Raw genomic sequence first — 12,955 nt, forward strand, 5'->3', positions numbered from 1 at the left:
AACTATCATAAATAGTGTTTCAGTTGTTCTCTCCTTAGGCGAATGAGTGCTAACATGGAGACATCAATAAAGGTAATTAAGAAACTATGACTATTAATGTTTTACTGGTTGAAGACGATGAGCTATTGGTTAAACGCATCATTAAACACTTTGCCCAGACTGAATTTCACATTGAAAATGACGCAACAGGTGCTCAAGCGCTTGAAATAGTTAAATCACGTGAACACAGCAGTAGTGCCATTTCACTTGCCATTGTTGATATTGTTTTACCTATGCGTGATGGACTTCATTTGGCTAAGGAGCTTAATACCTTAACTGATATTGGTGTGATCATGCTCTCAAGCCGCGATTCACAAGCTGATAGAATTGCAGGCCTTGCCCAAGGCGCTGATGATTATATTTGTAAACCGGTTGATCTTTTAGAGCTAGAATTACGCATGCGAGCGCTGCATAAAAGATTAAAAGGCAACAGTGAGAATGATGAAAGCGAAGAGTTTATTGAATACGCAGACTTTAAGCTCCACCCAGATAATCGCACACTTATAACAGCAAATGGTATTGAATCGCGTTTAACTGAAGCAGAACATAAAGTTCTCATTTGCTTAATTTCCAATGCAGGTAAAGCGACGCCTAGAGAAAAAATATCAGAAGAAATCGGCCAGCCAGATTGGAGCCCTAACGATCGTACCGTGGATGTACTTGTTGGCCGTTTACGTAAAAAGCTAAGCGATGAAAAAGACCAAAAGCGCATAGTGACCGTGCGTGGTAAAGGATACATGCTATCAATATAAGCATGAAAACCATTCGCTAATACTGAGTTAACTGCGAAATAAGACGCTCAAAGGCGCGATAATTCAGCGCCTCCTTCAGCTCAGCGAGTTCTATGTTCTCATTGCCTTTCAAATCACTGATTGTACGTGCAACTTTTATTACCCGATGATAAGACCGTGGTGATAATGACAGCTTTTCACTGGCCTTTGCTAAGAACTGTAACTCCTGTGGTGCTAAATCACAGTAACGACTCATCTCCTTATTATTAAGTCGTGCGTTTACCTTTCCTTGCCGATTGAGTTGAATATTATAAGCCGTTTCAACCCGCGCCCGTACTTGTGTACTACTTTCTTCGGGCTCTGTACTTTGTAACTGATTGCTACTCAAGCGAGGTAACTCTATTTGCAAATCAATCCGATCAATAAAAGGGCCTGACACTCGGGATAAATAACGCATAACTTGATCTGGAGTTGCCCGCTTATCATTATGACAGCCTGTAGGGCTTGGGTTTAAGGCAGCAATAAGTTGAAACTGTGCAGGAAACTCCATTTGCCGTGCTGCCCTTGAGATAGTCACCGTGCCGGTTTCCATCGGCTCGCGCAGTGAATCCAATACTTTTCTTTCAAATTCAGGCAGCTCATCTAAAAATAATACACCATTATGAGCCAGTGATATTTCACCCGGTTTAGGGTTTGAAGACCCTCCCACTAAGGCCACCGCTGAACAGGTATGGTGAGGACTGCGAAACGGCCTTTTACGCCAATTAGTTAAGTCGATAGATTGGCCAATGATTGAATACAATGCAGCACTAGAGAGGGCTTCATCATCAGACATACTCGGCATAATTGTGGGCATACGCTGTGCAAGCATAGATTTACCCGTACCAGGCGGGCCTAAAAAAAGTAAATTGTGGCCACCGGCTGCGGCGATTTCAAGCACCCTTTTTGCACCTGGTTGACCTTTAACATCACTTAAATCATGAATAAAGTGAGCGCTGTGGACACGCTCTTCATATTCAATGTTCAATGGCAATGGTTGCTGATTCAGCAAATCATTCCACACATCCTGAATGGAATTAACCGCCTTACGTGACACACCATTGACCAAGCTGGCTAAACTGTCATTTACAGCAGGCAGAAAACAACACCTCCCTTGCTCTTTGGCAGCCAGTACCGAGGGTAAAATTGCATTCACCCCTCTAACTTCGCCATTTAACGCAAGCTCACCATAAAACTCATAGCGTTCTAACTCATTACAAACCACTTGTCCTGAAGCGACCAAAATACCAACCGCGATGGCTAAATCGAATCGGCCGCCCTCTTTTGGTAAATCAGCAGGCGCAAGGTTCACGGTAATTCTTTGATCGGGAAAACCGAATTGGGAGTTTTCGAGCGCGCTTCTGACTCGGTCTTTCGACTCTTTGACTGAGGCCTCTGGCAGGCCAACAATATGAAATGCAGGCAAACCATTGCCTAAATGAACTTCAACCATCACCTCGGGTGCTTGAATTCCAACTTGCGCACGAGAATAAATACGAGCTAACGACACATCCTTTGTCCCTGTAATGTACTTTTTATTACAGTCTAGTCAGGATATTTGAAAATATGTAGTGTTAGTTGCCATTTCATTGCAGCAAGGCGTAATAACAAGGTTGTCAGCATAGCTATAACCATTGCGATTTCAGTCATCACATTCAATAAGATACTTTGAGTGTAAACTAAGCCACCAGCAATGCATGTAATGGCATATAGCTCACCCTTTAACAGCATCGGGATATTACCCGCTAATACATCGCGTATCATACCTCCGAAGCACCCAGTGATTATTCCCATAATGATAGCGGTGGTTGCAGGCATACCTGCGAGCAGCGCTTTTTGCGTGCCCATTACGGCAAAAAAAGCTAATCCAAACGCATCAGCAATTTGCAGGTGGTAAAGCGGAATTGATTTTTGTTTGTTGATCAACCTAGCTGTAATAAATACCGCAGCAAAGATAGCAATAAAATAACTTTGATCGTGCAGCCAAAATACGGGGACATCCAAAATTAAGTCCCGCACAGTTCCTCCACCAATAGCTGTTACCGTCGCGAGTACAAAAACGCCAAAGCCATCCATTTTTTTATCATAAGCAATCAACGTACCTGACACTGCAAATACGGCAACGCCAATTAAATCAAACCAGTGATAAAGTTCAGTCATAGTTGTCGCTTAAAAGTGATCTAGGGATGTGTTTTAACACAATCACCAATCACTTTTAAGCTCTCTTGATAATTAATCAGCTTTTGCCGTCAATTCGATAAACTCAAGGCTTTGCGTCATGATGTTTTCAGCCAGTGTATTTTCAGAAAAAATGGACTCTTTTTCCATCGCCAATTCAGGGTGAGCAACCAGTTTTTGATACTCACTTTCAAGCTCTGCCCACACGCTTCGCTGCTGCGCATTCAGTGGCGTTGTTTGCTCACGCATTTTACTTGCTTCTGCGTAAGCTTCCTGTGCTTTTTCATATGCATTGAGGGTATCCTGTTCACTGCTTGAACTTGCGAACAAGTTATCACTCAACGTACCGACATCTTGCTTCATAGATTTAATGGTTTCACAGCCCGTAAGTGCAACAAAAAAAATAACCAAGAAGATTTGATACATGTTCTCATTCCTTAAAATAAAACGGAGCCGTTAGACCCCGTTAAATGTTATTGCTTTATCAAGCCACCCATAACACTAATGTGCAGGCTTGGATCCTCTTGTTCTGGATGATTACCAGGTACTGTTTTAAAAACGTTACAGGTTTGAGCGTAGTTTAATTTATTTACACACGATGGTTGCATGTACGACTAAATTGTACTCAATCCCGACAAGTTAATCATTTTCAATACTGTAGGGGTATAAGAATATAAGGAAATTGCTTGTTACTACCTGCATAGCAAAGTCATAAGGGGAAAAACAGCAGAGGCTAGCCTACTCTCCAGCCTCCACTTAAGGAGAAAAATTCGATAATGTACACGTATTTCAATCTACAAATGTCAGACCCATTAAAGCGAAGGGAGTTACTGAGCTGAAACGGATATACAAAGCATACCGCAAGACGCGAAAAAAACTGTATCCATATCCGACCTATTTGTCTCCTCACGCGACAACGTTATAACTTTCAATCAATTAGAAGCCTGATATTCCTTTGCTGTCATCCCATATTTGGCTTTGAAGGCTTTAGAAAAATAAGAGCGCGAAGTAAAACCCACATCCTCTATTACTAAATTTATCTGTCGACCTTGCACTAATAGCTCTGCGGCCCTTGCCAAGCGAAAATCTCGGATGAATTCAGTCGGAGAAAGGTCGATAAGAACTTTCAATTTTCGTTGGAATTGCCGCTCACTGAGCGCTAATTCTTTTGCGCATCGTGGCACAGTCAACTGTGTATCTTGATAATGCACCTCTAAAAATGCATTTAAATTAGCTAATAATTGAGCATCTTTAGGGTCGCGGTTCACAGTATGGATACCAACTGATACAGGTTGATTTTCTTTTGCTGTGTATTGGTGATAGGTATTGACCCATGTAACCCAGTTATCAACTTTAATCAGTAATTCATCTCGATTAAAAGGTTTAGTAATAACATCAAGTGCAAAATGATTCAGCCCTTTTAACTTACTTTCATGATCGCCTTTCGCGGTTAAAATGATGGCTGGGATATGGCATGTAATATGGCAGTGATGCGCCTCTTTTAATAAAGTAAACCCATCCATTTTTGGCATCATTAAATCTGTGATTAATAAGTCAGGTACATGTTTTTTCATTAACGCCATTGCCGCTTTACCATTGCCAGCCAGCAGCACATGATATTTAATTGCTAGCTCCTTCTGAAGATAATGCCTTAATTCATCATTATCTTCAGCAATTAATATCGTTGCCAAGTCATTCTGTGCTCGCTCAGTTTTAATTTGTTCATTGTATTTATCATGCAATTGCTTAGGGCCACAAACTAATGCGAATTTGACACTAAATTGAGTGCCTTTAAGTAGCGTGCTTTTTAACGCTATCTGTCCGGCGTACTTATCCACGAGCTTTTTAACAATGGATAAACCGACGCCACTTCCCTCAACGTTAGTATTCCCCGTTGTACGGTAGAACAAGTCATAGACTTTGCTTGCCTCGACTTCTGCAATACCTCGCCCAGTATCTTTAAAATCGATGACCGCATGCTGCTGCAAAGCATACACATGCAATTCCACTTTACCTTGAGTTGTAAATTTAAATGCATTACTGAGTAAATTATTAAAAATTGTAATTAATCCCTCTCGACTAGCATTGACGTAAAGTGCCTCTTCAATATGGTAATCAAACTGGATGTTTTGTTCACCGAGCACGCTAAACTGTTCTGCAACCTCTCTCGCTAGGGCAGAAAGCGAAACAACCTTTACCGCTTCATCATTACTTTGTTCAAAACGCGTTAACGTCAGCAGTTTATCGACTAACCCTTCCAAACGCCTTGAGTTACGTAAAATCAAATCCAAATTCGCTCTTTTTTTGGGATTTTCTTCGCAAGCTAACAATGCCTGTGTCGGCGCGACAAGCAAACTAAGCGGAGTACGCAACTCATGAGAAGCATGAGTAAAGAAGCGAACTTTACTTTCTAATGTGTGACCCAGTGCTATGGCTTGTTTTTCAATGACCGACTTTTGCGACGCTATCTCTTGGGTTCTCAATGCCACAAAATGTTCTAATTCATTTTTTTGATTGCGCAATCGCTGTGTCCATAAGCTAATACACAACCAAACCAATGCCACACATAAAAGGCAGTATATAAAATAGGCCAATGAAGTTTGCCACCAAGGCGTAAGCACATGCAGGTTTAACATTAACGGGGCTAAAGCTTTCGCCCCAAGGAGTGAGTTAGCCTCAACGACTAATTGGTAGTGTCCAGCAGGTAAATTTGTATAATCTATCGAAAGGCTAGCGCCCTTCGCTGAACGCCATTGCTGTTCAAAACCAATTAATCTATAGCGGTACATATTGGTTTTTGGCTCTGAAAAATGCAGTAGATTTACGCTCAGTGAAATACGTTTCACAGAATAAGGAATTGCTAACTGACGGCTTTTTTCTATCTCATAATGCATCCCTAACTGACTGCCGATACTATTTTTCAAAGGCTCATCATCAAACTTTAGCTTAGTAAGCGCTAATTTGGCTGGAAGTAATTTTTGTTGCTCATCTGACGAAAAAACGGTAAGACCTTGCGTCCCACCAAAAATAATTTTTCCTTGGCTAGTTTTGTAATACACACCCGCATTAAACTCATTACCTTGGATCCCATCTTTTGCTTGAAAGTGCCTAACGACCCCTGTTGTACTGTTAATTTTAGCGAGGCCGTTATTGGTACTAAGCCATACAAACTCCTTTCCTTGTGCCACTAGGCCATACACAACTTGGTTAGGCAGTCCATCATCCACTCCAATATGCCTAATTTTTTCCGTGCCGGCTTTTATAATATTGACCCCATTCGAGGTTGCCAACCACATATCCCCATTATCACGTGATAGAAATGCTCGTACTGTATTGTGACTTAGCCCCTCTCCTTCAGCGCGCTTTGTAAAATGCGTAATAGTGTCTAATTCGGTATTATATTTATAGGCACCTCGACCATCAGTGGCTATCCACAGCTCGTTATTTTCCCCTTGATAAATACTTGTGACACGAGGTGCATCAACAAGTAATGATGACCCTCTTTGCGTCTTACTGTAGCTAATAAATTTTTGTGATTGATGATCAAATTTAAATAAGCCACCACCATTAGTACCCACCCACACATTATTATGACTATCGGCTAATAAGCTATAGATACTATTTTCATCCAATCCGTGTTCTCCTTCACCGACATGGTAGGCAATCAACTTACCATCCTTGGTAATCACATTAATGCCATGCTCCCAGGTGCCTATCCAGGTATTACCTAAGCCATCTTGTGTTATCACTTTTATTGCATTACTGGATAGCGTAATTGGAGATGACTCTTTGTCTAAACGCCCAACTCGATTGAAGTTTTTGTCTAAAATATCAATGCCAGCCCCCCAACTTCCATACCAAAGTCGTTGTTGAGCGTCTTCATACAATGCCCATGCATCATTGCTTGATAAGGGGGTGGGTTTGCGCAATTTGGTAAAACTCATTGACGCAGGATCTAGCTTGCTAACCCCATTGGCGGTACCAAACCACATAATGCCAGACTGATCTTTAAACACACTATAAACACGATTATGAGCCAAGCTGTAACGGTCAAAAGGATCATGTTTTAAATGAGTAAAGCGCTGCTTTGGCTGATTGAAAATACTGACACCACCACCGCGTGTTGCAAACCAAACTCGACCCTGATCGTCGAACTCAATATCACGAATTTGGTTGCTTGAAATCGTTTCAAAATTTTGCTCATCGTGACGCCAGTTTGTGATGGTTCTTTGTACTAAATCAATTTTGTAAGCGCCCCCTCCTTGAGTCGCAATCCATACATGAGAATCTGCATCTTGCTTAATCGCATAAATACTAGGGTGGATCGGTTCATCCCGAAAAATATCGTCATGCAAAGTGGGAACAACTGATTCAGATTTTAAGTCATAATGGACCAAACCGCTGCCATTACTTCCAATCCACAAAACGTTATCTATTATTTCAAGTGCATAAACCGGTTTGTTAAGGTTATCAATAAGAGTTGATATACGTGCTGAGCCTCGCTCTATACGATAGACAAAGCCATCGAACGTACCAACAAACAGCCATTTTTCATAAGGGAGTAATGCAGTAATACGTTTTTCATCGAGCTGTGGAGGAGCAAACCTATAGTTAAATAAGTTAAGCTGATTGATGCCCCCATAACGTGTACCAATGAATAACTGATTTTGATTATCCAATGACAAAGGGTAAATATAATTATTTGCTAACGAATTAGTATTTTTATCTGATGCTTTAAATACTTCAAATCGTTCACCGTCAAAACGGTTCAAACCATCTTGTGTCGCAAACCACATAAAGCCAAGCTGGTCTTGCTCGATACTAAAGACCACACTTTGCGATAAACCATCTTCAATCGTGTAATGCTCAAAAGCTGCCGAAGCATGATGAATTTTTAGTAAAAGTAACACACTTGCCAATAACCAACGCTTCAATTGCATCGACAACCCTTCACAGTAACCATTCCACATAAATAAAGCGTAGCCGAAAGCAATAATTTACACACATAATTTAATGTGATTGTAATGAAAGTTCCCCTAATGAACACTCAGCGCAATAGATGCCCTGAGCTTTGCAACTGCCTATAGCGTATGATGAGTGTAACCCCTCGCAACAGCATAAAACTGGTCATTGCTAACCATAAACCATGATTTTGCCAAGAGTGGAACACTATAAAAACACCAAAAAATCCAACACTCGCAGCAATCAACATACTATTGCGCATGTCTTTAGCCCTCGTTAGTCCAACAAAAATACCATCAAATAAAAAGCAACTCATTGCTGCTATTGGCAATACAATAAGCCAAGGCAGATACAACGTTGCGGCAGATATAACCTCTGGCACATCTGTCAACAAACTAATAATCTGCTTGCCCAACACAGCAAAAAAGACGCTATATAACACGGCAAAAATGCCCCCCCAAAAGAGGCTGATACGAACCCATAACCGTATTTTACGCTCATTATTTTGCCCTTTAGCCTGACCTACTTTTGCTTCGCTCGCATAAGCAATGCCATCCAAAGCAAAACTAACAAGCATTAAAAAATTTAGCAGCACAGCATTTGCAGCCAAAGTTATATCGCCTATACGCGCCGCATAGAAGGTCATAAAGCTGAAGCAAAGCTGTAAAATAAGAGAACGAATAAAAATATCACGATTTAAACTCAGTAGCGCCATCATCTTTGCAACACTAAACCAGCCGCCATTAAACAGCGGCACTGACTTATTAGCCGCTAATCTTACAACCAAATAAATGGCAAACATAAGCGCTGTATAATCCGCAATCACAGACGCCCATGCCGCACCTGCAACTTGCCAATCTAAATAAACCACAAAATAAATATCGAGTACGATATTTGTCATATTGGTGACTAACAATAAGTAAAAGGGGCCTCGCCCATAATGAATACCCAACATCCAAGCCAATAAAACTAAATTACATAATGCAGCAGGAGCGCTAAAAATACGAATATCAAAATAAATGTATGCCTGCTCTAAAACAGTCGGACTGGACCCAGACAAATAAGCAATCAACTCTTTTATCCATGGTGACAAAGCAAGCAAAGTAAACGCCACAATAAGCGCTAACAGTAAGCTGCGTTTTAACAAGCTCGCAAGTAGTGCTTTATCTTGGCGACCAAAAGCTTGGGCAACCAGTCCTGTGGTACTCATCCTTAAAAAACCTGCAAGCCAAAACAATAGAGAAATTACTGTTGCCCCCAGCGCAATGCCTGCTAAATAATGTGCACTTCCTAAATGCCCAATTACCGCAGTATCAACTATTCCTAACAGTGGCACGGTTATATTTGATAAGATCATCGGACCCGCTAATAACAGCAAGCTTTTATGGTGTGCCTTATGAACTTTAAGAAACTGTTTCACTGTGTTTTATCTGTCCTATTTTGTTTATCTTTTTCTGTAAAAAGCGCGATTATTCTGCAATACCATCATGTTAGCGAAACACTGCCAGCGGTCACCAGTATCAGTGCTGAAGATTTTAAAGAACATTTAAACTACCTCAAGCAGCATGACTTTAATGTGATTCCATTAAATAACTTATTGGACACCTTACAACAAGGTCAACAATTACCTGATAAAACAGTCGCAATAACCTTTGACGATGGCTATAACAACAATTATGACCAAGCAGCCCCTATACTTGAAGCGTTTAATTTTCCTTACACCATTTTTGTTAATCCGCGATTGATTGATGAAGGTAAAGGCTATGTTATGAACTGGGATAAGCTCAGAGAGCTTTCAAAAAAAGGCGCCCTTATTAGTAATCACAGTTCACAACATGAATACCTGCACCACCAATACAAAGACGAAAGTAATGCTGAATGGAAAGCACGAATCAAAAAGGATATTTTGTTCTCACAAAGGCGTATTAAAGAAGAGATCGGCCATGATTTTAAATATTTAGCTTACCCGTATGGTGAATTTAATAACCGACTTCAAGCGCTGGTAAAAAACCTTGGTTTTATTGGTATTGGTCAGCACTCAGGTGCCATAGGCGTTAACTCTGATTTTACCCGTCTACCACGTTTTCCCGCATCGGGATTTTATAGTAAATTAGATACACTCAAAACCAAACTGAACTCCCGGGCATTTACCATTAAAACCCTTACATACTCTGACAGTGTGACTAACGAAAACCCACCCACCATCAGCATTAAATTTGAAATGGGCGACTTTCACAAAAGTCAATTAGCCTGCTATATTTCTGGTATAGGGCAAGCACAGCTTAGCTGGGTTACAAAAGATACGGTCACCGTACACTCCCCCAAAAAGTTAAATGTGGGTCGCTCGCGATTTAACTGCACTGCGCCATCAAAAACTCATAAAGGGAGCTATTACTGGTTTTCTCAACCATGGGTGATCACACAATAACTAATATTACTTAATTAAACTAATCCAGGGCTGTTTAGTTGGACTGCTTTTGTGCTTTCTTCAATAGATGGTCAGCCACTTTCTCCAGTGGTAAAACATCATTGGCAGCACCTAACTCAATTGCTGCTTTAGGCATACCCCAAACCACGGATGTGAGCTCATCTTGTGCAATTGTATAGGCCCCATTTTGCTTAAGCGTTAATAACCCCTTCGCTCCATCATTACCCATGCCTGTAAGCAGTGCTGCCATCGTGTTTTTAGGGTGTATATGAACCAGCGAGTTAAACAACACATCGACTGCTGGGCGGTGGCGATTAATCGCAGCAGACTCATCTAACTGACAAACCAAATGACTACCACGCTTCACAACACTTAAGTGTTTATCGCCTGGCGCAATGAATGCCCACCCAGGTGCTAATTTGTCTCCGTGCTCGGCCTCTTTAACATTAATGGTGCACGTTCTATCCATTCGTAGAGCAAACGAGCTACTAAATACTGGCGGAATGTGCTGTGTTATGACAATAGGAGGGCAATTTTTGGGCATCCTAACCAACACTTCTTTAATTGCTTCAGTTCCCCCCGTGGATGCACCAATAGCCAAAATAGCAGAAACGTTAAAGTTTGCCATTAAGCTTGGCTCTAAAGGGGGATTATGCGATGCCTTAAACGGGCGCACGCGTGCACTTGCAGCCGTTCGCACTTTTTGCTGTAACACCGCGGCATAATGATTAAATTGCTCAGATACATTAACGGTCGGTTTCGCTATAAAATCAATCGCACCTAGCTCCAATGCCTCTAACGTTACGGGGGACCCTTTTTGAGTTAACGTCGAGATCATAACGACTGGCATTGGACGTAAACGCATTAAGTTTTTTAAAAAGCTAATACCATCCATTTTTGGCATTTCAACATCCAGCGTTAAAACGTCAGGCTTCAACTGCTTTATCATTTCTCTCGCTTGGTATGGGTCTTCTGCACACCCAACTACTTCAATATCGTCTGGCTCACATAAAACATCGGTTAATATTCTCCTAATTAAAGGTGAATCATCAACAACTAAAACTTTGATCATGACGATCTCCTAAAACAGCTCGATATCTGTTTTCGAGTCTTGTTTTTCTATATCATGCAGGTATCGCACTTCACGTTTTTCTAATGCATCACTGTGCATCTCACGTAGTTTTTTTACTTGCGCTTTGCCTGTCTGAGGATTAAATACAACCTTTCTGGGCCAAGGCCCGCCGACATCATGAGAAACAAGGTCTAACCCCTCTTCTTGCACATAAGAGTATGCAAAACGAATATTACCTAAACCTATGTCTGTCATAGAACGTATGATCTTACCACCACCAAACAATTTAACTTTTAAATTTTTCTTGGCACCACCATTTTTAAGAATTTCATTAATTAAGAATTCCATGGCCCAGTTTCCATAACGACAATTTAAACTGTGGGCACTTGTTTGATCAACCCCTTTTTCTGCTGGAAGCATAAAGTGATTCATCCCGCCAATGCCTAATCGTTCATCGTAAACACACGCAGCAATACAAGAGCCAAGGACTGTACTGATCAACTCTTCATTTTTAGAGACATAAAATTCACCCGGCAATACTTTAACAATGACTTGTTTTTGCCCTGCATCCCAAAATCGTTTTACGTGCTCAAAACCCGGTAGCACGGTTTTAAATTGACTATTCATCTGCTACCTTTTGATACATTGTTTTACCTAAGTTTTTAAATTCACTGTGCTCTTTACCCATACTCTCTGAGTGACCCAAGAATAAGTGACCACGGGGTGCTAAAATGTCACAATAACGCTTGAACAGTTGGTCTTTAGTTTCTTTATCAAAATAAATAACCACATTGCGACAAAAGATCACATCAAATGAACCGCTCATTGGCCACTGCTGTAACAAATTCAGTCGTTTAAAATGAACTTTTTTTTGCAGTTCAGGTTTAACCTTATAAGATTCACCATTTTTACTTTTCAAAAACCAGCGCTTTAAATGATGAGATTCCAGTCCATTTACGTTAGCAGCCGTGTAACTGCCGTACTGCGCTTTACTCAGTACATTAGAATCAAGATCGGTGGCTAAAATTTTCACATCCCAGCCGCTTGGAAATAATCCCTCTAGCGTCATAGCTAAGGTGTAAGGCTCTTCGCCAGTAGAGCACCCAGCGGACCATACTCTTACACGCTTCGATGTTCTATTCGCTAATAATAACTTAGGGACAACCTCTGATTTGAGGTATTCAAAATGATGGGGTTCTCGAAAAAAGGAGGTTAAATTTGTTGTTATCGCATTAATAAAGTCGCTAAACTCTTGCTCCTTGTGAGTCTCTAAATAGTCTAAATATTGTTTAAAATTAGCCAAGTTCAGAGTGCGGATGCGACGGGCTAAACGCGAATAAACCATTTCCCTTTTATGGTCACCCAATACAATACCGCATGCATTATAGACGAGTGATGCAATTTTTTTAAAATCACTATCTGTCAATAAAAACTCTTTCATTGCACATACTCACACTTTAATGACTAAATTGAGTCGAAAAATCCATTTATTAAATAAGGTCGCTT

Annotated in this window: 10 protein-coding genes; 2 read left to right on the forward strand and 8 right to left on the reverse strand. The window is 40.8% G+C overall.

Features of this window, described 5'->3' with window-relative positions:
* The first annotated feature begins 86 nt into the window (after positions 1-86).
* Positions 87-791 (forward strand): response regulator transcription factor, encoded by a 705-nt coding sequence (locus ATS75_RS16055; RefSeq protein ID WP_058561429.1) that lies wholly within the window; start codon positions 87-89, stop codon positions 789-791.
* Between the two features lie 16 nt (positions 792-807).
* Here ATS75_RS16055 and ATS75_RS16060 read toward each other — a convergent pair whose 3' ends face one another.
* The 5 genes from ATS75_RS16060 to dinF all read right to left on the reverse strand — a co-directional run bounded on the left by ATS75_RS16060 (position 808) and on the right by dinF (position 9,369).
* Entirely contained in the window at positions 808-2,319 is a 1,512-nt protein-coding gene (locus ATS75_RS16060; RefSeq protein WP_058561430.1) for a YifB family Mg chelatase-like AAA ATPase, read from the reverse strand.
* Between the two features lie 35 nt (positions 2,320-2,354).
* Positions 2,355-2,969, reverse strand: coding sequence for a trimeric intracellular cation channel family protein (locus ATS75_RS16065; RefSeq protein ID WP_058561431.1), 615 nt, complete (start codon positions 2,967-2,969; stop codon positions 2,355-2,357).
* 72 nt (positions 2,970-3,041) lie between these two features.
* Complete coding sequence (locus ATS75_RS16070) at positions 3,042-3,413, reverse strand: hypothetical protein (protein ID WP_058561432.1); 372 nt, start codon at positions 3,411-3,413, stop codon at positions 3,042-3,044.
* 506 nt (positions 3,414-3,919) lie between these two features.
* Entirely contained in the window at positions 3,920-7,927 is a 4,008-nt protein-coding gene (locus ATS75_RS16075; RefSeq protein ID WP_058561433.1) for a two-component regulator propeller domain-containing protein, read from the reverse strand.
* A gap of 107 nt (positions 7,928-8,034) precedes the next feature.
* Positions 8,035-9,369 (reverse strand): MATE family efflux transporter DinF, encoded by a 1,335-nt coding sequence (gene dinF, locus ATS75_RS16080; RefSeq protein ID WP_082665500.1) that lies wholly within the window; start codon positions 9,367-9,369, stop codon positions 8,035-8,037.
* On the opposite strand from dinF, the gene ATS75_RS16085 reads away from it, so the two are divergent.
* Positions 9,346-10,377 (forward strand): polysaccharide deacetylase family protein, encoded by a 1,032-nt coding sequence (locus tag ATS75_RS16085; protein WP_058561435.1) that lies wholly within the window; start codon positions 9,346-9,348, stop codon positions 10,375-10,377. The genes dinF and ATS75_RS16085 overlap by 24 nt on opposite strands.
* Positions 10,378-10,411: 34 nt before the next feature.
* Here ATS75_RS16085 and ATS75_RS16090 read toward each other — a convergent pair whose 3' ends face one another.
* From ATS75_RS16090 to ATS75_RS16100, 3 genes are read right to left on the reverse strand one after another with little or no spacing between them, the layout of a single operon-like run.
* Positions 10,412-11,449 carry a protein-glutamate methylesterase/protein-glutamine glutaminase gene (locus ATS75_RS16090; protein ID WP_058561436.1) on the reverse strand — a complete coding sequence of 346 codons (1,038 nt, stop codon included), beginning with the start codon at positions 11,447-11,449 and terminating at the stop codon, positions 10,412-10,414.
* A 9-nt stretch (positions 11,450-11,458) separates the two neighbouring features.
* Positions 11,459-12,076 (reverse strand): chemoreceptor glutamine deamidase CheD, encoded by a 618-nt coding sequence (gene cheD, locus ATS75_RS16095; RefSeq protein WP_058561437.1) that lies wholly within the window; start codon positions 12,074-12,076, stop codon positions 11,459-11,461.
* Positions 12,069-12,890, reverse strand: coding sequence for a CheR family methyltransferase (locus ATS75_RS16100; RefSeq protein WP_058561438.1), 822 nt, complete (start codon positions 12,888-12,890; stop codon positions 12,069-12,071). The genes cheD and ATS75_RS16100 overlap by 8 nt, the downstream gene beginning before the upstream one ends.
* Positions 12,891-12,955 lie beyond the last annotated feature (65 nt).

It is taken from the genome of Pseudoalteromonas sp. H105 (assembly GCF_001469215.1).
GTDB lineage: Bacteria > Pseudomonadota > Gammaproteobacteria > Enterobacterales > Alteromonadaceae > Pseudoalteromonas.

Bases quoted from the DNA above. Each gene is read 5' to 3' on its own strand.
- ATS75_RS16070 (WP_058561432.1), bottom strand. From the start codon at position 3,413: ATGTATCAAATCTTCTTGGTTATTTTTTTTGTTGCACTTACGGGCTGT.
- ATS75_RS16085 (WP_058561435.1), top strand. From the start codon at position 9,346: ATGAACTTTAAGAAACTGTTTCACTGTGTTTTATCTGTCCTATTTTGT.
- ATS75_RS16055 (WP_058561429.1), top strand. From the start codon at position 87: ATGACTATTAATGTTTTACTGGTTGAAGACGATGAGCTATTGGTTAAA.
- ATS75_RS16075 (WP_058561433.1), bottom strand. From the start codon at position 7,927: ATGCAATTGAAGCGTTGGTTATTGGCAAGTGTGTTACTTTTACTAAAA.
- ATS75_RS16065 (WP_058561431.1), bottom strand. From the start codon at position 2,969: ATGACTGAACTTTATCACTGGTTTGATTTAATTGGCGTTGCCGTATTT.
- ATS75_RS16090 (WP_058561436.1), bottom strand. From the start codon at position 11,449: ATGATCAAAGTTTTAGTTGTTGATGATTCACCTTTAATTAGGAGAATA.
- ATS75_RS16100 (WP_058561438.1), bottom strand. From the start codon at position 12,890: ATGAAAGAGTTTTTATTGACAGATAGTGATTTTAAAAAAATTGCATCA.
- cheD (WP_058561437.1), bottom strand. From the start codon at position 12,076: ATGAATAGTCAATTTAAAACCGTGCTACCGGGTTTTGAGCACGTAAAA.